17 protein-coding genes and 1 pseudogene are annotated in these 18766 nt (G+C 59.4%); 6 read left to right on the top strand and 12 right to left on the bottom strand.

Annotation, left to right across the window (positions count from 1 at the left end):
- Position 1: 1 nt before the first annotated feature.
- The 9 genes from T424_RS0115900 to T424_RS0115940 form a co-directional block, all read right to left on the bottom strand.
- The gene (locus T424_RS0115900; protein ID WP_407921401.1) at positions 2 to 886 is read right to left on the bottom strand and encodes an ABC transporter permease; all 885 of its coding nucleotides are present in this window, start codon (positions 884 to 886) and stop codon (positions 2 to 4) included.
- 495 nt (positions 887 to 1381) lie between these two features.
- Entirely contained in the window at positions 1382 to 2392 is a 1011-nt protein-coding gene (locus T424_RS0115905; RefSeq protein ID WP_027488601.1) for an ABC transporter substrate-binding protein, read from the bottom strand.
- A gap of 102 nt (positions 2393 to 2494) precedes the next feature.
- The gene (locus T424_RS0115910) at positions 2495 to 2821 is read right to left on the bottom strand and encodes an NIPSNAP family protein (RefSeq protein WP_027488602.1); all 327 of its coding nucleotides are present in this window, start codon (positions 2819 to 2821) and stop codon (positions 2495 to 2497) included.
- Positions 2822 to 2825: 4 nt separating this feature from the next.
- Complete coding sequence (locus T424_RS0115915; protein WP_027488603.1) at positions 2826 to 4289, bottom strand: aldehyde dehydrogenase; 1464 nt, start codon at positions 4287 to 4289, stop codon at positions 2826 to 2828.
- 5 nt (positions 4290 to 4294) lie between these two features.
- Positions 4295 to 5332, bottom strand: a complete 1038-nt coding sequence (locus T424_RS0115920) for an LLM class flavin-dependent oxidoreductase (RefSeq protein WP_027488604.1) — start codon at positions 5330 to 5332, stop codon at positions 4295 to 4297.
- Between the two features lie 14 nt (positions 5333 to 5346).
- A complete protein-coding gene (locus T424_RS0115925; protein WP_027488605.1) occupies positions 5347 to 6270 on the bottom strand; it encodes a flavin reductase in 924 nt (307 codons plus the stop codon).
- Complete coding sequence (locus T424_RS21300) at positions 6267 to 7085, bottom strand: alpha/beta fold hydrolase (protein ID WP_245269608.1); 819 nt, start codon at positions 7083 to 7085, stop codon at positions 6267 to 6269. Before T424_RS21300 ends, T424_RS0115925 begins: the two co-directional genes overlap by 4 nt.
- A 30-nt stretch (positions 7086 to 7115) precedes the next feature.
- Positions 7116 to 7718 (bottom strand): amino acid synthesis family protein, encoded by a 603-nt coding sequence (locus T424_RS0115935; RefSeq protein WP_027488606.1) that lies wholly within the window; start codon positions 7716 to 7718, stop codon positions 7116 to 7118.
- Between the two features lie 207 nt (positions 7719 to 7925).
- Positions 7926 to 8627: a GntR family transcriptional regulator gene (locus T424_RS0115940; RefSeq protein ID WP_027488607.1), complete on the bottom strand. Its 702-nt coding sequence runs from the start codon at positions 8625 to 8627 to the stop codon at positions 7926 to 7928.
- Positions 8628 to 8966: 339 nt separating this feature from the next.
- Here T424_RS0115940 and T424_RS0115945 point away from each other — a divergent pair, with 339 nt between their 5' ends.
- The 3 genes from T424_RS0115945 (at position 8967) to T424_RS0115955 (ending at position 10807) form a co-directional block, all read left to right on the top strand.
- Positions 8967 to 9890, top strand: a complete 924-nt coding sequence (locus T424_RS0115945) for an alpha/beta hydrolase family protein (protein ID WP_027488608.1) — start codon at positions 8967 to 8969, stop codon at positions 9888 to 9890.
- Positions 9891 to 10047: 157 nt separating this feature from the next.
- The gene (locus T424_RS0115950) at positions 10048 to 10434 is read left to right on the top strand and encodes a globin domain-containing protein (RefSeq protein WP_027488609.1); all 387 of its coding nucleotides are present in this window, start codon (positions 10048 to 10050) and stop codon (positions 10432 to 10434) included.
- Positions 10435 to 10438: 4 nt separating this feature from the next.
- The gene (locus tag T424_RS0115955; RefSeq protein WP_037068047.1) at positions 10439 to 10807 is read left to right on the top strand and encodes a DUF423 domain-containing protein; all 369 of its coding nucleotides are present in this window, start codon (positions 10439 to 10441) and stop codon (positions 10805 to 10807) included.
- Positions 10808 to 10925: 118 nt separating this feature from the next.
- Here T424_RS0115955 and T424_RS22670 read toward each other — a convergent pair whose 3' ends face one another.
- Together T424_RS22670 and T424_RS0115965 are read right to left on the bottom strand one after the other, a co-directional pair.
- Positions 10926 to 11099 (bottom strand): hypothetical protein, encoded by a 174-nt coding sequence (locus T424_RS22670; RefSeq protein ID WP_154664960.1) that lies wholly within the window; start codon positions 11097 to 11099, stop codon positions 10926 to 10928.
- Positions 11096 to 11485 carry a DUF2325 domain-containing protein gene (locus tag T424_RS0115965; RefSeq protein WP_407921402.1) on the bottom strand — a complete coding sequence of 130 codons (390 nt, stop codon included), beginning with the start codon at positions 11483 to 11485 and terminating at the stop codon, positions 11096 to 11098. Before T424_RS0115965 ends, T424_RS22670 begins: the two co-directional genes overlap by 4 nt.
- A 655-nt stretch (positions 11486 to 12140) precedes the next feature.
- On the opposite strand from T424_RS0115965, the gene T424_RS0115970 reads away from it, so the two are divergent.
- Entirely contained in the window at positions 12141 to 14831 is a 2691-nt protein-coding gene (locus T424_RS0115970; RefSeq protein ID WP_154664961.1) for a putative bifunctional diguanylate cyclase/phosphodiesterase, read from the top strand.
- A 143-nt stretch (positions 14832 to 14974) separates the two neighbouring features.
- On the opposite strand, the gene T424_RS0115975 is transcribed toward T424_RS0115970, so the two are convergent.
- Entirely contained in the window at positions 14975 to 15619 is a 645-nt protein-coding gene (locus T424_RS0115975; protein ID WP_027488613.1) for a TetR family transcriptional regulator C-terminal domain-containing protein, read from the bottom strand.
- A 316-nt stretch (positions 15620 to 15935) separates the two neighbouring features.
- On the opposite strand from T424_RS0115975, the gene T424_RS0115980 reads away from it, so the two are divergent.
- Positions 15936 to 17189 (top strand): Zn-dependent hydrolase, encoded by a 1254-nt coding sequence (locus tag T424_RS0115980; RefSeq protein WP_027488614.1) that lies wholly within the window; start codon positions 15936 to 15938, stop codon positions 17187 to 17189.
- A gap of 293 nt (positions 17190 to 17482) precedes the next feature.
- Positions 17483 to 18520 (top strand): annotated as a pseudogene (locus T424_RS21305) (efflux RND transporter periplasmic adaptor subunit); the annotation flags it as partial.
- Positions 18521 to 18766 lie beyond the last annotated feature (246 nt).

Raw genomic sequence — 18766 nt, forward strand, 5'->3', positions numbered from 1 at the left:
CTCAACTCCTCCCGTTTCCGGCCGCACCGAAGAGACGAAGCTGCAAGGCGTAAAGGCTGAGCGTCACGGCGAGCAGCACGAGCGCCGCTGCACCACCCATGCCCCAGTTGACCAGCGACTGGACGAACTGGGCAATCAATTCCGCCAGCATCATGTTTGCCGTGCCCCCCAACAGCGCGGGCGTGACGAAATATCCAAGCGACATCACGAAGACCATCAGCCCACCGGAAACGACGCCGGGCAATGCAAGCGGCACCAACACCTGCCTGAATGCCTGCCAGCGCGTTGCCCCGCAAAGGGCCGCCGCTTGCAGCAGCATCGGGTCGATCTTGCGGATGACGCCATAGAGCGGAATGACGATGAAGGGCAGCATGATATAGGTCATGCCGATCGTGACACCGACCAGGTTATTGACCATGACCAGCGGCGTGTCGATAAGGCCCATGCCTATCAGCGCCTTGTTGATGACGCCAGTGCGCTGCAACAGCACCATCCAGGCATAGGTCCGCGCCAGGAGATTGGTCCACATGGACAAGAGCACGATGCCGAAAACGATATTGGCCGCCCTTTTCGGCATGATGGCCAGCGCCCAGGCAACGGGAAAGCCGACAAGCAACGCGATCACCGTGACCAGCGCCGACACGAAGAAAGTATTGAAGAAGATCTTGAGATAGGTGGAGCTTCCCAGGAGCGCGGCATAATTTTGCAGTCCGGTTTCAGGCTCGGTGAAACTGCGGGTCAGAAGCGCCACGACGGGCAGCACGAAGAAGACAAGGACGAGAAGAAAGGCGGGAAGCGTCGGTAAAAGACCCGCCGTCAGTGCCCGCGTTTTTCGACGCACCGCCTTATCCTGTTGCTTTTCCATCAAGGCAACCATCACCGACACTCCGGCTCTCCAGTTTCAAGGGAAGGCTACTGCATAGTTCCTTAAATCGGAATCGATTTAAGGTGAAAATTATGCAGCAGATTTAAAGTGTTACAGCGTCCTTTGTACGTTTGATAAAACGCACGGCGCTGTAACGATCCGCTCGTACCGATACGACATGCCGAAACCCGAGGTTCGCCCCCCTTTCGTTTCTGCATGATGCGGCATGGCCGGTTCAAACCAGGGGCCATCGAAAATGACCCTTGGTTTTCCGTTTTGAATTATCTTACAGCGCCGGGCGTTTTATCAAACGCCCATAGAGCGCGGTAACACGTCTAAAATTGCACCCTGATCGGTTCGGGATGAAACAGGGTTCGACAAGATCGTGCTTCAATAAAGAAGGTTCGGTTGCCGATCTGTTTCAGCCGGATCGAAACGCGCTTCAAGCGAAACACGCCTTCGGGATGATGGAAATGCCTTCATGGCAAGATGGGTGAACACCTTTGCGCATTGGCGTTATTTGGCCTGCCAGGCATACCAGCGCTCGCCGATTTCATCGCGATGTTTGGCCCAATAGGCCATGTCGGCATTGACCTGCGAGGCAGTCTGGCGATCCGGCAGGGTCTTGGCGATGGCTGGATCCATTAGCGCAGGCGATTTGGTATTGGTTGGCGCATAGCCCGTGCCGGCCGCCATCTCCGCCTGGCCCTCTGGCGAAGCGGCAAAGGCAATGAATTTCATTGCCGCCTCCTTGTTTTTCGTGCCCTTCGGCACGACCAGCGCGTCTGCGGCGGTGATGTTCTGCGCCCAGGACGTCTGCACATTGACGCCGGTTGCCGCAAGCGCCGTCAACCGGCCATTCCAGAACGAGCCAAAGGGCGTTTCCCCCGAGGCCAGCAATTGCTGCGACTGCGCCCCACCCGACCACCAGACGATGTCCTTCTTGATCGTATCCAGTTTCTTGAAGGCGCGGTCGAGATCGAGCGGATAGAGCTTGTCGGCGGTCACGCCATCGGCAAGGAGCGCTGCTTCGATCACGCCGGGCGCCGACCACTTGTAAAAGGTGCGCTTGCCCGGAAACTTCCTCGTGTCGAAGAGGTCGGCCCAGCTGGTCGGGCAGGTGGAGACGACATCCTTGTTGCAGCCGATCACGAAAGAATAATAGAAGGAGCCGACCGAATAATCGGTGACAAAGCGCGGATCGAGCGCGCTCTTGTCGATAAGGGAAAAGTCCAGCTTTTCCAACAGCCCCTTTTCGCCAGCCTGGATGGCGTAGTCGCCCTCGACATCCACGACGTCCCAGGTCACGGCTTTCGCCTCGACCATGGCTTTGATCTTGCCGTAGTCGGTCGGGCCATCTTGCAGAACCTTGATGCCTGACGTGGCGGAGAACTTGTCTGCCCAGGCGCTTTTCTGCACGTCCTGCGTGGTGCCCCCCCAACTGGTGAAGACGAGATCGGCGGCAAAGCTCGTTCCGGAAACCCCCAGAAACACGGCGAGCGAGGCTATGACAGTTTTGGCTTTCATGTTCTGTTCCCTTGTTTTCTTGATAACGCTTCTATTGGCTTGCGCATTTCAAAGGCATCCGGCAAACCTCTTGCGGGTTTCTCGCTCCGGCTGCCGGCAGGTTCAATGGCCCCCCAACGCTTCTTTCAGGAAAGGGGCGGGCTTCATGATCTTGTTTTCGGCAAGTTCTATCAGGTCACGGATCCTTGGCAGAAAGGCCTGCCAACGCGGATCGGCAGCCAGTCTGGCGCGCCGTGCCTCCCGGTCATCGAGGCTCGCAAACGCCCAGATGTGAACGATCTCGTTGATCGGCCCGATCTCGGAAAAATAATAGCCGACGAGATGGCCAAGATGTTCTTTCTGGATTGCGATGCCCTCCTCGCCGACAGCCTTGAGATAGCCGGGGATCGCACCATTCTTCAGCCGGTAAGTGCGGATTTCATAAAACATCACGTCACCGCATCACGAAGGGGTCGGGGAAAGGCGCATCTGACGTATTCAGCCAGACGGTTTTTGTCCGGGTATAATCGAGCACCGCCGCCATGCCGCCTTCGCGGCCGTGGCCGGACAGTCCGAAACCGCCAAAGGGCGCTATCGGCGAAACGGCCCGATAGGTATTGATCCAGACAACGCCCGCCCGGATGGCGCGGCTCATGCGGTGGCCGCGCGCGAGGTTATTCGTGAAGACGCCGGAGGCGAGGCCGAAACGTGTTGCGTTGGCGATGCGCACGGCCTCCTCTTCCGTTTCGAAAGAAACGACCGAAAGGACCGGCCCGAAGAATTCCTGCTCCAGCGAGGGTGAGGCGATACCGTCGCAATCCAGTATCGTCGCCGGATAGAAATTGCCTGGACCCTGCGGACAAATCCCACCGGTTATCACGCTTGCACCGGCAGAAACCGCAGCATCGACCAGACGCACGACATGATCGAGCTGGCGGCGTGTCGCCAGCGGCCCCACTTCCGTTGCCATATCCAGCGGGCTGCCTATGCGGATCGCCTCCGCCTTTGCTTTCAGGCGGGCGAGAAACCCGTCCTTGACAGAGCGCTCGATGATCAGCCGTGATCCAGCAACACAGGACTGGCCTGTGGCCGCGAAGATGCCGGCAACCTGCGCATTGACGGCGCTCTCGATATTCGCATCGGCAAACACCACGAAGGGAGACTTGCCACCCAGTTCCAGGGAGGTGGAGGCAAGATTTTCCGCCGCGTTACGAACCACGTGACGGGCCGAATCCGGACCGCCCGTAAACGCGATATGCGCCACATCCGGATGGCTGGTAAGGACGGCGCCGCAGGTCGCTCCAAAGCCGGTGACGATATTGACGACACCGGGCGGGAAGCCCGCCTCATGCACCAGCCGGGCAAATTCCAGAAGCGGCGCGGGACCATCCTCGGACGCCTTCAGGACGAGAGTGCAACCGGCAGCAAGGGCCGGTCCAATCTTGACGGCCGATAGAAACAGCTGGCTGTTCCAGGGTACGACCATGGCGACCACGCCAACGGGCTCGCGCCTGAGCCAGACATCCATGTCAGGCTTGTCGATGGGCAGGAAAGATCCTTCGATCTTGTCGGCCATGCCCGCATAATAGCGATAGTAATTGGCGACGTAAGCGATCTGCGAGGAGGTCTCGCGGATGATCTTGCCAGTATCCCGGCTTTCCAGCTCCGCAAGAACCGAGGCATTGGCGGCAATCAGATCGGCAAGCTTGTACAGGAGTTGCCCGCGCTGGCTGGCCGTCATCTTTGCCCATGGACCCTCGTTGAGCGCCCGGTGTGCGGCCTTGACGGCACGATCGATCGTCGCTTCGCGTGCTTCGGGCATATGCGCCCAGGCTTTACCCGTCGCCGGATCGAGGCTCTCGAACCAGCCCTCGCCATCCTGGAATTGTCCGTCCACGTAGAGCTGGAAACGCTGCATGAGCACTACCCCTCGAAAGCCGGCATGACATCGCGAATGAAGCGTTCCAGCGAAGCCTTCTTTCGCTCGAAACTCATGCCTGTGTCGATCCAGAACGAATATTCGTCATAGCCCAGCGCCTCATAGGTCTTGAGCGTTGCGATCACATCATCGGCCGTGCCGATGGGCAGGTTGGCCTTCATGACTTCGGGCGAAAGATTGGCGTTGGCGGCGATTTCGGCTTCGCTCAACCGCTCTATCAGGCCCTGCCGGATGGGACGCTCGTTTTTGAACCACGCAAAGAAGTAATTGTAATAGATGCTGATTTCCTTCGCTGCCAACTCTACGTCCGCGGCATCTGAAGCCACATAGGTATGCTGCAACAGCATTATTCTGGGACGCGGCACCTGCGGAGCCTTTTCACAGGCCGCATTGAACCGATCCATCAGGCTTTCCACTTCGGCAAAACCGTTCCAAAGCGGTGTCACCTGCACGTTGCAGCCATTCGACACCGCAAATTCGTGGGAGTTCGGATCGCGCGCGGCAATCCAGATGGGGATGTCCTTCTGCAATGGCCTGGGCGCCGATGTCGTGGCAGGGAAAGTCCAGAACGCGCCGTCATGGGCGTAATCGCCCGCCCATATGCCTTTCACGGCAGGCACGAGTTCGCGCATCATCTGCCCTGCCGTCCAGGCATCGAGGCCCGGACGAAGACGTTCGTATTCGAAATTATAGGCACCGCGTGCAATGCCGAGATCCAGTCTGCCATCGCTGATGATATCCGTCATTGCGGCTTCGCCGGCCAGCTTGATCGGATGCCAGAAAGGGGCAATGGCGGTTCCGACCCCCAGGCGCGCATTTTTCGTGCGGCGCGCCAGATCGGCAAGATTGACGAACGGGTTGGGCGCAATGGTGAAATCCATTCCATGATGCTCGCCCGTCCAGATCCCGACCATTCCGGCCTGGTCGGCGATTTCACACAATTGCACGAACTCGTCGTAAAGCTGCTTATGCGTCTGGCTGGCATCCAGCCTTTCCATATGGACAAAGAGAGAAAATTTCATGTGCGTGGATGCCTTTATGCGTGCCGCGCGATGGAGTGAACACGTCCGCTCGTTTCATCGCCAACATAGACGCCGAAATGACCGAGTGAACTTTCCATGACAAAGCGATTGATAATCTCGGCCGTGGCCGCGCTTTCAAAAACCTGGCCGCCAGCCTGCGTGAGGGGGACAAAGCAACCGTTGCGGGGCTCGCCCTCTTCCGCCGTGGCCCGGTAAACCACATGATGCCGGCCATTCGTCTTGTCTTCGTAAACCGAGTAGAGGAAGCCGATGCTGACCGGCAGCCCGGTGAGTTCTGCAAGCGCGCCGTGAAGCGCAGTCAGGGGGTCGCCTGCCTCGGCATCGCAGCCCGGAAGGCTTTTCACGTCTTGCCCGGCCAGCAGGATTTCGCCACGACGCTCGATAATGGCGCTGAGGTGCAAATGCCCCTCTGCTGCCGCACTCACGGCCTTGGCGGCAAGCGCCGGAATGAAATATTTGCCCCGCGCATAACCCAGCCCACTCCTTTCGCTATTCTCGAAGGCCTCGACCTTGCCCAGCAGGATTACATGATCCCCCGCCTCCACCACCTGGTGAAGGCTGCAATCGAACCAGGCCGCCGCGCCACCCAGAACAGGAGATCCGAAAGGACCGATGGCCCAGTCGATACCGGCAAAGCGATCTTCCGAGGGGCGTGCGAAAATGTTGGAAATCGCCTCCTGCGTTTCCGCCAGAATGTTGACGGCAAAGCCCTTTGCCGTCGTCATGGCCTGGAAATTGCGGGAGGTGCGGGCAAGACAGACCAGCAGCAGCGGCGGATCCAGAGAAACGGAAGCAAAGGAATTTGCCGTGAACCCCAGCGGCTTTGCACCATCGCCCATGGATGTCACCACCGTGACACCGGTGGCAAAGGATCCAAAGGCGGAGCGAAGCGCACGTGGATCGAAACCTTCACTCATGCACCCGTCTCCTTCATATCCAGCCATTCCAGCATCAAACGGTTCACCGTCTGAGGCGCCGTCAGGTTCACCATGTGGCGGTGGCCCTCGATGATATGCGCAACGCCTCTGGGCGCGCAGGCAGCCATTTGCCGCGCCATGTCAGGCGTGGAATTCGGATCGCCGCTGCCCGTAAGGAAAAGCGCCGGGCACGCTACCTGCGGCCAGGCATCGGCATAGGTCGCATCGCCTCCGGCAAAGGCGCCGTAAGCCGTGGCATAGGCGTCCCGATCCATTGCCATCAGCCAGGATCGGGTCAGGCTGCGCGGCAGGCGGCTTGCTTCGTCATCGTCGAACCAGCGCTGAACCGGACCATCTACGTCTATGCCTGCCGCCTTTATGGAAAGCGCCCGCGCCTGAACGGCGTTTCGCGAAGCCGCGTCACGGCGGTAAACGCCATTCAGCAAAGCAACCCGGCAGATGCGCGCCGGAAAGGTTGCGGCAGCACCGCCCGACACCAGCGCCCCCATGGAATGACCCGCAACATTGATGTGCTTGAGCTGCATCACCTCCAGAAAGCCGCCGAACCAGGCCACGAAGGCTTCCAGGCCGCTGCCAGGCGCAAGCGGCACGCTCTGCCCGTGCCCAGGCATGTCAACGGCAATAACCCGATGGGTCTTGCTCAATACCTCGATCTGCGGCGCCCATGCTTCCAGCCGCATCCCGACACCGTGAATGAGAACGAGCGGCTCGCCTGTTCCGACTTCGTGAAAGGCCGTTCCGTCCCGGGCAATGCAACGATCGAAAGGGGCGGCCAGCTTTGCGGGATCGGACATGGAGGAGACTGTCATCGTCGCCTCCACCCCTCAAACGCCAGCCGGATTGGCAACGTCCTGCCCGAGATCGCGCAAATCCTGATAGCGATCACCTATGCGATGGTGCGGGCGTCCGCCTACGGAGGCGCCAAGTCCGACGACGATTTCATCTGCCGCAGGCGCATCCGGGATAGCCGTTTGAATGGTGAGGTAATGGGAACGACGGCCTTCGTCGTTCTTGTCCATCAGCGGGATCATGATCGGGCAATTTGCCGGGCCGCGCGTATTGGTGAAAGCGAGATAGGACTTCGCACCAACCGCCGAGCGGTAATGATTGCCGAAGCGGAGTGTGTGAATGAGTCCGGAGGCATGTTCGATCTCGCCATCCAGCCCAACCACGGCCACTTTGCCGTAGCCTTCCACGGCATCGCCTGAGCCAACGGCATCGATAATCATCTTCGTCAGCAGCGCTCCAAGCACGGGGGCAGCCGCGTGAATTTCAGGCTTGAGGTCTTCCACGAAGCCGCGGCCAGCCCAGGGGTTTTTCACGACAGCGAAAGCAGAAAACAGCTTGAGAGGTTGCGGCGCCAGCTTGCTCCCCTCGATCAGCGTGGATTCCACCTGTAGCAATGTCTTGCGGATCTGAATTGGCATCTGGTTCCCTCACTTCTTTTGTGTGATGGTATGCCATAATATAATCGTGTCAAGCGACCATGGATCCAGCGAATGCGAAAAAGCACTACCCATAATTAAAAACCAATATTTTCAATGCCATAGAAAGAAAACAACATGCAATCAGGCGCATATCGCCAGCAAGCGGACCTCAAAGATCCCCCTGGACATCAAGAGCATTTCCGAATGTCAGGCTTCGCTTTCGGCCTTTTGCGATGCCAGCACGGTCTCGGCTATGGCGCAGGCCGCCGCCACATGGTCAAGAGCCGCCTTGGACGCGCCCTCTCCATCACCGCGACGGATGGCCTCAACGATGCGCTCCATCTGCTGCGGACCTTCGCTATCGCGATTGCGCGTCTTGATCGTCATGGCCCGCAAGTGGTTGATCCGGACCGTCAGCAGGTTGACGATGCCCCAGGCAACGTGCCGGTTTACCTTGCTGAACATGGTTTGATAGAACGCATTGGTATGGGTGAGAACGCCATGCATATCCTTGACGGCATAGCTCTCGCGGATAGAATGAAGAGCAACTTCAAGGGCTTTTACCGTGTGGGGATCGCGTTGCTCGGCACAGAGTCTGGCCGCCATACCTTCCAGCGCGCCGCGAATCTCATAGATCTGCCGGGCCTCATCCAGATCCAGTACCGCAACGATCGGCCCCTTGTTCGGCTGATTTGACACCAGGCCTTCAGATTCGAGATGGCGCAAAACCTCCCGGACAATCGTGCGGCTCACCCCCAGTTGCGCGCAGAGATCACGCTCCACAAGGCGGTCTCCGGGCTGAAAATAACCTTCGACAATGGCGTCACGTACCTTGTCGAGAGCCAGTTCGCGCAAGGTTTTAGCTGGCCGCTCTACTTTTATAGCCTTTGGCTCCAGCGTCCGGCTCATCTCATCCTCATCTCGCTTACAGCCGGCTGCCTCTGCTGCCAGCCTGTGTCATATACGGATGTATAATATGGTGTGCCATCATTCCAGAGGTTTTCGCCCTGCAAACGGCAATCACTCATGCCTGCTGATGGATTTGTTTTCACGGATTTCAGGAAATCCTCCCATTTCTCATGAGAAAGCGCAGTCCTCAACAGATGAGCGCCGTCAAAATGATGTGTATTGGCTTGCCCGATGTAAAGGTGCATTCTGCTTGGCATATTTCGGCCAGATTGTGCTGTCGTTATCATCTCCAAGCCGCTTTGTCCCGCCGCGGTGGATCCCAATCGAATCAGGTGAAAAATGCCGCCAAGCCCGTTCTCCCGTCCTCGCCGTCACCTGTTGCAATGCGCGGTTGGCGCAGCCGCATTGCCCTTTCTGCCGCGCCACGCCGCCGCCCTGGACGTGCCGGATGAGCCGAAATTGCATCATCAGGATTATGCCGCCCTGCGTCAGCATTTTCGCACGCGGCTGGTGCAGAAAGGACCGGCCCCCGATAAATTTGAGCCATTGACCCCGCCAGCCGGGGCCGAGCGCATATTCTATCGCTCCGGCCGTGACGGAGAGCTTACGCTGACTGCGTGGCTTTCGCCCTACAAGCGCAAGGCCGAGCGGATGCCAGCCGTTCTTTTCCTGCACGGCGGCAATGCCATGGGGGCGGGTCACTGGCACCCGCTCAAGGCCTATATAGATGCCGGTTATATTGTCATGATGCCCTCCATGCGCGGCGAAAACGGGCAGAACGGCAACTTTTCCGGTTTTTACGATGAAGTCGATGATGTGCTGGCCGCAGCCGATCGCCTCGTCCATCTGCCCGGCGTCGATCGCGAAAGGATTTTCCTCGCCGGACACAGCGTTGGCGGCGTGCTGGCCATGCTCGCTTCCATGAGCAGCCACCGCTTCCGCGCCAGCGTGCCGATCTCCGGCAATCCCAACGCCTTCCGCTTTTTCAGCCGCTATCCGGAAGACATTCGCTTCGACGACCAGGACAAGCGCGAGTTCGAGGTGCGAAGCGCCCTTTGCTATGCCGGCAGTTTCAAAGCCCCGACCCTGCTGCTGCACGGCACCGAGGAAACGCATTTCGAAGATGGCACTGCCCTGCTGCTGAAACGCGCCTCCAGCCTGCCCATCACCGTGACCGCCAACACCATTCAGGGCAATCACACCTCGGCCATTCCCGGCGCCGTGGATGCCAGCATCGCCTTTTTCAAACAGGTCGCCGCCTGAGCAGGCGGCACTCTCGCCTCCGCCCTGCCCCTGCCCCTGCCCCTGGCCCTGCCCTCGCTCAACGACCTGCTTTTTTGACGCAGGTCGTTATCGCAAAACCGCTTCACACTTTTGCGCGACCTGCGGTACACCCGAAGAAAACCGGCAGAGTATCATCATGAGCGAGACAGTAACCCTTTATGAAGCCATTGGCGGTGATGCCACGGTACGCGCCCTGACGCAGCGTTTCTACGCATTGATGGACAGTTTGCCCGAGGCCGCCCGCTGCCGGGCCATCCATCCACCGGATCTGCGCGAGAGCGAAGAGAAGTTTTACGAATATCTCACCGGCTATCTTGGCGGGCCGCCGATCTATATGGAGAAGCGCGGCCATCCCATGCTGCGCCGGCGTCATTTCGTGGCCGAGATCGGGCCACAGGAACGCGATGAATGGATTTACTGCTTCCGCCGCGCCATGGAGGAAACGATCGCGCATCCCAAGCTGCGTGACATCATCTGGGCGCCTATTGAAAAGCTGGCCTTTCACATGCAGAACAAGGACTAATTCCATGATCGGGGCAAAAATGCCGCATCGCCTGCTCGTGCTGTTTGCCGGATTGTTCGGGGCCTGTGGCGTCGGGCTTGCGGCGGCTGCCGCCCATGTCAGCGGCGGCGCAAATCTTCTGGCGCCAGCTTCGGCCATCGCGCTGGCACATGCGCCCTCGGTGCTTGGCCTCTACCTTGCCGTAAAGCACCTCAAGACCGCCCTTGCCGCAGCATGGATCATCTCGGTGGGCGTGTTGCTTTTTTGCGGAGATCTCGTCGTCAGGCAATGGACAGGACACAGCCTGTTTCCCATGGCAGCGCCCAGCGGCGGCATCTGCATGATGCTCGGCTGGATAGTGGTGGCGGCTGGCGCCTTTCTGGCGTCACCCTAAAGCGAAAATTACTGCATAATTCCTTAAATCGGAATCGATTTAAAGTGAAAATTATGCAGCAGATTTAAAGTGTTACAGCGTCCTTCGTGCGTTTGATAAAACGCACGGCGCTGTAAATTTATCCGCGACGGCGCAAATCGGCCTGTTCCGGTTGCTTGACCGGAAAGGCAATGATTTCAGCCGAAACACCCGCCAGAATGCGCGAGACCGGCAGGGCATTGCGCGAAGGCGCGCGCTCATGCAGTCCGGGAAGCCGCAGAATCCTTGCCGTCTGGCCCTCTTTTTCCGTCATGGACCGTCATTCCTTTCGTTCAGCGTCTGGAGCGCGCGCTCCAGGCTGGACTTCGAGCCATTGCGCAACGGAATGAACGTCTTGCCGAATTTCTTGCAGCCGCTCTTTACCCGCAGACATGCATCGTGACTGATACAGTCGATGGGGCAGAACACGCAGTCAACCGATGGCAGCACCGTATCGATGCGCGAAACCGCTTCCCGCAGGCCGCCATCGTGATGGATCAACTCCGCACCGAAATTCGTGGCAATCTGGCGCAGATGCGCCACCTGGCAATCCCGCCCGCCCACATAAAGAAAGCTGCGGATTTCCGCCTGAGATGCCTTTGCCTCCTGGGCCTCGATCTCCGCTGGCTTCTTCTCGGCCTGCTTTTTCTTTTTGCCCATGTTTTTCGCCATGTCGTCCCGTTCCTCAAAGATACGCGGCGGCAGCGCCAGCCCTCATGCGCGCCCACCCCTACCGGGGCAGGCTCTCTTCTGTTGCGCGGACATTACAAAACCTGATAAAAAGAGTAAAGTATATACCTGACATTTTTCATCATGTTTTTAACGCCGCCCGTACACCGTGGGCAAAACCCGGTCTGGACCGCGCTCTCGGGGAAGGAGAAAGAAAAGGAAAAAGAAATGCACCCAGTTACAGCGCCGTGCGTTTTATCAAACGCACAAAGGACGCTGTAACACTTTAAATCTGCTGCATAATTCCTTAAATCGATTCCGATTTAAGGAATTATGCAGTAAAGCCGTGGGGACCGGCCCTGCTAAAGAAAAAATTTATATATTTGTTTATATTTTTGCATATGCGTAAGATCGTTAACGCTCGTTCCACCATAGCAGGAGATGCCGTGGAACCGAACGCAAGGTTGCCGGATTTGGGGCATCGGCAAAGCATAATCGTAAAATATACTGCGTAGACGGGAAGCGATTTAGACAGTCCGGTCCAGACGGGCTTTGGGGGGCAGAACATGACTATAGTGGAACTGAAAGCAGGCCTGCACGGCATAAAACCTTGCATCATGCACCGCTGACTCCGGCGGGCGTTGACATGATGCGACGGTTTTTCCACCGCCTCCTTTCGGCAATGGTCGAATTTTCAAGCAGCCTGCACCGGCGGCTTGCCTTTCACTGGCCTGCCATCATTGTCTGTACCGCGGTTTTCGGCACCACCATTTACGTGGACCAGCAGCAGCGTCACAGCTTCATGGAAGACAGCCGCGCCACCGTGAGCGAGCGTCTTGCCACGCTGCGCGCGCGCCTTGAAGGCAATCTGCGCACCAATATGAAGCTGGTTCAGGCGCTTTCAGCCTATACCGAGGCGGAAAACAATCTCGGTCGCGCCCGATTCGAGCAATTGAGCAAGCTTTTGCTGACCGGGCCATCGCAATTGAAGAGCTTTTCTCTCGTTGGGCCGAGTGTCGGCGTCTTCACATTTCCCCCGGCCCCAAAAGGGCTTCCCGAAGGTTATTACGACGAGGCCGAGGAAAAAGAAGCGCAAAAGGCAACGGCCCGGCGCACGGCAACGGTTACGGGTCCGGTGCTATCGCCGTCAGGCGCGAGGGTTTTCCGGATTTTCCAGCCGCTCATTCTCGACGAACCGCGCGACGATCACTCTTTCTATTCCACCCTGATCGGAACAGTCGATGCCGAGGAACTCTTCAGGTCGAGCGGCCTGCTGGATTCGGAGATTCCCATCGACATCGCCCTTTATTCGCCGGGGCGAGATAACGAGGGCCAGATGGTGTTCGGCGATCCCGGCATCGTCGGCGGCATGACGGTGAACATGGACGTGAATTTCGGCGCCCAGAGCTGGACGCTGGCCGCCGCCCCGCATAACGGTTGGCAAGTCGCCCCGGTCGATCTGTGGCACCACCGCATCATCATGATGCTGCTGGCCATGGCGGTCATCACGCCGGTCTTGTGGGTGGCGAGCCTGCTGCGCGAACGGCACGACCACATTGCCGTTCTCAATCATCAGCGGGCGGAATTGCGCACCCTTTCCAAGCGCCTGCATATTGCGCTTCGCGCTTCGAAGATCGGCGTCTGGGAACTGGATACCGAAACCGAAACCCTCAATTTCGATGACAGGATGCGGGAATTCTATGACATCGACGCAAGCCGCGACCTCAGATTGGCGGATTGGGTCAACGCCATCCATCCCGACGATGTGGAGGATCTGCGCCAGGCGCTGAAGTCTTCCGTTCGCGGACGGAGCAATTTCTCCGCCCAGTTCAGGGTCATCGGCAAGGATGGGGAATTGCGGTATCTGCGGGCCTTTGGCACCACCTATCGCGATGCGCTGGCCAAGCGCAAGGTGGTGGGCGTGCACTGGAACGTCACGGATGACGTGCAATTGCAGCAGGCCCTGAGCCGGGCCAAACAGGATATGGAGGCGCAGAACCGCGCGCTGGAGGATGCGCGCCGCGCCATGGAGCACGCTTCGCTGCACGATCCGCTGACCGGGCTTGGCAATCGCCGCTTTCTCGATACCGCGCTTCAGACACTGGAACAGCAGGGGCGCTGTCTGGAAATGGCCGTGCTGCATATCGATCTCGACCGCTTCAAGGAGATCAATGACACGCTTGGCCATGCCGCAGGCGACGATATGTTGAAACATGTGGCAAGCCAGGTGCAGGCGATGATCGAAACGGGAGACATTGCCGCGCGGATCGGCGGCGACGAATTCGTGCTGGTCGTCGATTGCAAGAACGACCGGCGCGACATCCGCAGGCTGGCAGAGGCGCTGATTGCCGCCATCAACCGCCCCCTGACCTGCATGGATCAGGAATGCCGCATCGGCGCCAGCATCGGCGTGGCAAGGCCGGTGGACAATGCCGCATCCAGCATGGCGCGCACGCTGGTCAATGCCGATATTGCCCTTTACGAGGCAAAGCGGCGCGGCAAGAACCGCATGGAAGTCTTCAACGAGCAACTGAAAACCGCCACTCTTGCCACCAAGAAGACCGGCGATGCCATATTGCGCTCGCTCGAAACACAGGATTTCATTGCCCATTACCAGCCGCAATTCGATGCCCGCACGCTGGAAATCGTCGGCGTGGAGGCGCTGGCGCGCTGGCGTCATCCCGAACGCGGCCTGCTTGCCCCTTCGGAGTTCCTGTCGGTTGCCGAAAGCCTGAATGTCGTGGCGATGATCGACAAGACCATTCTGGAGCAGACGCTGGGGGAAACGCGGCGCTGGCAGGATGCTGGTTTCCAGCCGCTGCATGTTTCGGTCAATATTTCCGCGCAGCGCCTGTTCGATTCCAGCCTGATCAGCCGTCTTCAGGATCTCAGGCTGCCGCCGGGCGGCCTCACCTTCGAGCTCCTGGAATCGATTTCCTTCGATGACCGCGACGAAACCGCCGCCACCACCATCAACCGCATCAAGGCGCTGGGAATCGACGTGGAAATCGATGATTTCGGCACCGGCTATTCGTCGATTCTCAGCCTGCTGAAACTTTCACCCCGCCGCCTGAAAATCGACCGGCAACTGATCCTGCCAGTGCCGACCAGCAAGCAATTGCGCCGCCTGATCGGCTCGGTGGTCGAAATTGGCCGGGCGCTCGGCATCGAAATCGTTGCGGAAGGGGTGGAAACCATGCGCCACGCTGAAATCCTGCGCGATCTTGGCTGCCAGACCTTGCAGGGCTATGCGCTGGCCAGGCCAATGAGCGCGGACGACCTCTTTCAGCTTCTGGCCGAACGCCACAGGCAAGGCGATGGCCGGATTATCGCTTGATCCGACCGGAGTGAAACGAGGATCGACAGGATTATGGTTCCAAAAGGAAACGTCAGAGCGCCGATGTCATTCAATCGGATCGAAAAGCGCTCTACTGCATAATTCCTTAAATCGGAGTATCGCCTGACATCAGGGCGAATCGTTCAGGGCGTTTTCGGCACGAGACTGCCGAGAAACAGCTCTTCCAGGAAGACAGCCGCCTCCTCGAAACGGTTATCGCAGGGGCTGCCAGACCCAAGCACGGCGCGAACCTGCACATCGAAATCGGCATAATGCTGCGTCGTTGCCCAGATCGAGAAAATCAGATGGCGAGGGTCGCAATCGCGCAGCTTGCCAGCGGCAATCCAGCTGCGAATGACCTCGGCCTTTTCATCGACCAAAGTCTTCAGCGGACCCTTCAGCACATCTTCGATATTGGGCGCGCCTTGCAGGATCTCATTGGCGAACAGCCGGCTCTCGCGCGGAAAGTCGCGGGCCATTTCCAGCTTGCGCCGCAGATAGCCGCGAATTTCCTCGGCCGGATCGCCAACGGCATCGAAGGCCCGCAGCGGCTCCAGCCAGTTGGTCAGCAGCCGGTCCATCAAGGCCCTGTGCATGGCCTCCTTGGTGCGGAAATAGTAAAGAAGATTGGGCTTGGACATGCCCGCCACCTCGGCAATCTGGTCGATGGTCGCCCCGAGAAAGCCGCGCGAGGAAAACACCTCCAGCGCCGCCTCCAGAATCACCTCCTGCTTTTCCTCCTGAATGCGCGTGCGCCGCTGGGTCTTTGCCGCCCTCGCAATGGCCATGACCTCACCTCCCCCTTCCCGCAGGCTGAACGGCCCGCTCGCGGACGCCGCCCGCCTTGTCTCATCTTGCCTGCAAAACCGCATTTTGCCCTTGAGCCTGCCCGGAGAGACTGTAATCTTTACCAGCCGGTCAAGCACGTTCAATGTCCGGCACATGACAATGACCCCGGCAAAACTGCAAGCGAAATCTGACCCTTTCCAAGGCTTGGGGCGGGCCTGTTTCCGGTCCGGCATCGGAACATGCGGCAAAACAAGGAGTGAGCGGAATGCATGTGAATCCGGCTTTCATGGACATTTCTCCCGAAAGGACAGAACCATGACGCTCCGGCCCGGCGCCAATCTCACCATCGATGGCCAGCGCCTGTGGGAAAGCCTGATGGACATGGCCCTGATCGGCCCGGGCGTTGCGGGCGGCAACAACCGCCAGACCCTGACCGATGCCGATGCTGCGGGCCGCCGCCTCTTCCAGCGCTGGTGCGAGGAAGCGGGCATGACAATGGCCGTGGACCGGATGGGCACGATGTTCATGACGCGGCCCGGCACCGATCTGCAGGCCCTGCCCGTTTATATCGGCTCGCATCTCGATACCCAGCCCACCGGCGGCCGGTTCGATGGCGTTCTCGGCGTGCTTGCCGGGCTTGAAGTGGTGCGCAGAATGAACGATCTCGGCCTGAAAACCCGCCATCCCATCGTTGTCACCAACTGGACCAATGAGGAAGGCGCCCGTTTTGCGCCCGCCATGCTGGCCTCGGGCGTGTTTGCAGGCGTGCATTCGCTGGACTACGCCTATTCCCGCAAGGACCCGGAGGGCAAAAGTTTCGGCGAGGAATTGCAGCGCATTGGCTGGCAGGGCGAGGAAGAGGTTGGCGCGCGCAGGATGCACGCCTATTTCGAATATCACATCGAGCAGGGTCCGGTGCTGGAGGCGGAAAATCGGCAGATCGGCGTTGTCACCCATTGCCAGGGCCTGTGGTGGCTGGAATTCACCTTAACGGGCAGGCAGGCCCATACCGGCTCCACGCCGATGGCGCGGCGGATCAATGCAGGCCTTGCCTTCGCCAGGATCGTGGAACTTGTGCAGTCGGTGGCCATGGCCGAACAGCCGGATGCGGTGGCTGGCGTCGGGCAGGTCTTCTTCTCGCCCAATTCGCGCAATGTGCTGCCGGGAAGCGTGGTCTTCACCATCGACCTTCGCACCCCCTCGCAGGAAAAGCTGGACCGGATGCGCGCCCGCATCGAAGCGCAGGCGACGGAGATTTGCGCGGCACTTGGCGTGGACTGCGCGGTGGAAGCCATTGCCCATTTCGATCCGGTGACATTCGATCCGGTCTTGACAGGGCGCGTCCGCGAGGCGGCGGAAAGACTGGGCTATAGCCATCGCGATATGGTGTCCGGTGCAGGCCACGATGCCTGCTGGGCGGCGAAAGCGGCACCCGCCACCATGATTTTCTGCCCCTGTGTCGAGGGAATTTCGCATAACGAGGCCGAGGAGATTTCGCCGGAATGGGCCGCCGCCGGCTGCGACGTGCTGCTTCACGCCGTGCTGGAAACCGCGATCGTCGTGCAATAAGATCACAGCCCATTGCAACCGGCTTGTGGCGCACCCATGTGTTGACCGGTTATCACATTATCGTGTGCTCCCGTATGTTCGGGGGCGCCGAAAAATTGTCAGGCGCGGCAGCAACGCTGCGACGCCTGATCCAGACGGCTGTTTTCCTTGCAAAACGCCGGGCAGAGAAACAGAACGATCCGCGCTCATCAGCGGGTCAAAAGTCGGAGCGGCCACCGCGTGCGGGCCGAAGGGGGAGAAGAGTGAAGATTGACAGGATCATCACCATGACGGCCATGGCGCTCTGCCTTTCCATGGCAAGTGTGCAAGCGGCGGACACGCAGCCGGCCGCCGATGCGCGGCTTCCGGCAATCACCGTCACAGAGGTCGTCAAGCGCGAGCTGACCGAAAGGGTGGTGGCCAGCGGCACGATCCGCGCCGTGGAAGAACTTTACGTGCAACCACAGGTCGATGGACTTGCCGTTCGCGATCTTCTGGCAGATGTCGGCGCGCGTGTCAGCGCGGGCCAAGTTCTGGCCACGCTGGACGACAATACGCTGAAACTGCAAAAGGCCCAGCTTCTGGCCAACAAGGCCCGCGGCGATGCCTCGCTTTCGCAAGGGCGCATCCAGCTTGCCGATGCGCAAGCCAGTGCTGCGGAATCCGAGCGGCAATTGAAGCGCGGTCAGGCGCTTGTCACCGGCGGCACGATTTCCACCTCGCAACTGCAACAGCTTGAAACTTCCGCCATCAATGCCCGCAACCGCGTGGCCACGGCCAGTCAGGCCATTGCCATTGCCGAGGCCGAGCTGAAAGCCGTGGACAGCCAGATCGACGACATAGACCTCAAACTCACCCGCACCGAGGTCAAGGCGCCCTTCGGTGGCGTGATCACGGCCCGCAATGCGCGCATCGGCGCCATCGCCGCCGGATCCGGCCAGCCGCTTTTCACGCTGATCCGAGACAATGCGCTGGAACTGGTGGCCGATGTTTCGGAAAATGACATCGTGAAAATGAAGCCGGGCCAGAAGGCGGAGGTCAGCGTTCCGGGCCGTGCAACGCCCGTTTCCGGTCAGGTTCGGCTGATTTCACCGGCTATCGACGCCACCACACGGCTGGGTGCCGTGCATGTGGCGCTGGATGACGATGATGCCGCCCGACAGGGCATGTATGGCAATGCGTCGATCATCCTTTCCAAGGTCAATGGTCTTGCCCTGCCGCTGCCCGCCGTCACCACCCGCAAGCAGGACGCCAGCGTGCGCGTGGTGCGCGATGGCGTGGTGCATCAGGTGGCCGTGCAGACCGGCATCGAGGAAAACGGCTTCATCCAGATTACCAGCGGCCTTGCCGCAGGCGAACTTGTGGTGGCCAAGGCAGGCGCATTCGTGCGCGACGGCGACCGCATCAAGCCGGTGCGCGAGGACTCTGGCGCCGACGCCAAGACGACGGCCTCGACGAAATCGCCATGACCCGCATCGGACCGAAAAGTGGTTTCCGGTTTTGGGGCCATCCGATGCGCGAAAAAAGCCATCGGACCGAAAAGTGGTTTCCGGTTTTCGGGCCATCCGATGCGCGAAAAAAGCCATCGGACCGAAAAG

This window comes from Allorhizobium undicola ORS 992 = ATCC 700741 (genome assembly GCF_000621665.1).
GTDB classification, from domain to species: domain Bacteria; phylum Pseudomonadota; class Alphaproteobacteria; order Rhizobiales; family Rhizobiaceae; genus Allorhizobium; species Allorhizobium undicola.

Bases quoted from the DNA above. Each gene is read 5' to 3' on its own strand.
- T424_RS0115905 (WP_027488601.1), bottom strand. From the start codon at position 2,392: ATGAAAGCCAAAACTGTCATAGCCTCGCTCGCCGTGTTTCTGGGGGTT.
- T424_RS0115910 (WP_027488602.1), bottom strand. From the start codon at position 2,821: ATGTTTTATGAAATCCGCACTTACCGGCTGAAGAATGGTGCGATCCCC.
- T424_RS0115915 (WP_027488603.1), bottom strand. From the start codon at position 4,289: ATGCAGCGTTTCCAGCTCTACGTGGACGGACAATTCCAGGATGGCGAG.
- T424_RS0115920 (WP_027488604.1), bottom strand. From the start codon at position 5,332: ATGAAATTTTCTCTCTTTGTCCATATGGAAAGGCTGGATGCCAGCCAG.
- T424_RS0115925 (WP_027488605.1), bottom strand. From the start codon at position 6,270: ATGAGTGAAGGTTTCGATCCACGTGCGCTTCGCTCCGCCTTTGGATCC.
- T424_RS21300 (WP_245269608.1), bottom strand. From the start codon at position 7,085: ATGTCCGATCCCGCAAAGCTGGCCGCCCCTTTCGATCGTTGCATTGCC.
- T424_RS0115935 (WP_027488606.1), bottom strand. From the start codon at position 7,718: ATGCCAATTCAGATCCGCAAGACATTGCTACAGGTGGAATCCACGCTG.
- T424_RS0115940 (WP_027488607.1), bottom strand. From the start codon at position 8,627: ATGAGCCGGACGCTGGAGCCAAAGGCTATAAAAGTAGAGCGGCCAGCT.
- T424_RS0115945 (WP_027488608.1), top strand. From the start codon at position 8,967: ATGCCGCCAAGCCCGTTCTCCCGTCCTCGCCGTCACCTGTTGCAATGC.
- T424_RS0115950 (WP_027488609.1), top strand. From the start codon at position 10,048: ATGAGCGAGACAGTAACCCTTTATGAAGCCATTGGCGGTGATGCCACG.
- T424_RS0115955 (WP_037068047.1), top strand. From the start codon at position 10,439: ATGATCGGGGCAAAAATGCCGCATCGCCTGCTCGTGCTGTTTGCCGGA.
- T424_RS22670 (WP_154664960.1), bottom strand. From the start codon at position 11,099: ATGACGGAAAAAGAGGGCCAGACGGCAAGGATTCTGCGGCTTCCCGGA.
- T424_RS0115965 (WP_407921402.1), bottom strand. From the start codon at position 11,485: ATGGGCAAAAAGAAAAAGCAGGCCGAGAAGAAGCCAGCGGAGATCGAG.
- T424_RS0115970 (WP_154664961.1), top strand. From the start codon at position 12,141: ATGATGCGACGGTTTTTCCACCGCCTCCTTTCGGCAATGGTCGAATTT.
- T424_RS0115975 (WP_027488613.1), bottom strand. From the start codon at position 15,619: ATGGCCATTGCGAGGGCGGCAAAGACCCAGCGGCGCACGCGCATTCAG.
- T424_RS0115980 (WP_027488614.1), top strand. From the start codon at position 15,936: ATGACGCTCCGGCCCGGCGCCAATCTCACCATCGATGGCCAGCGCCTG.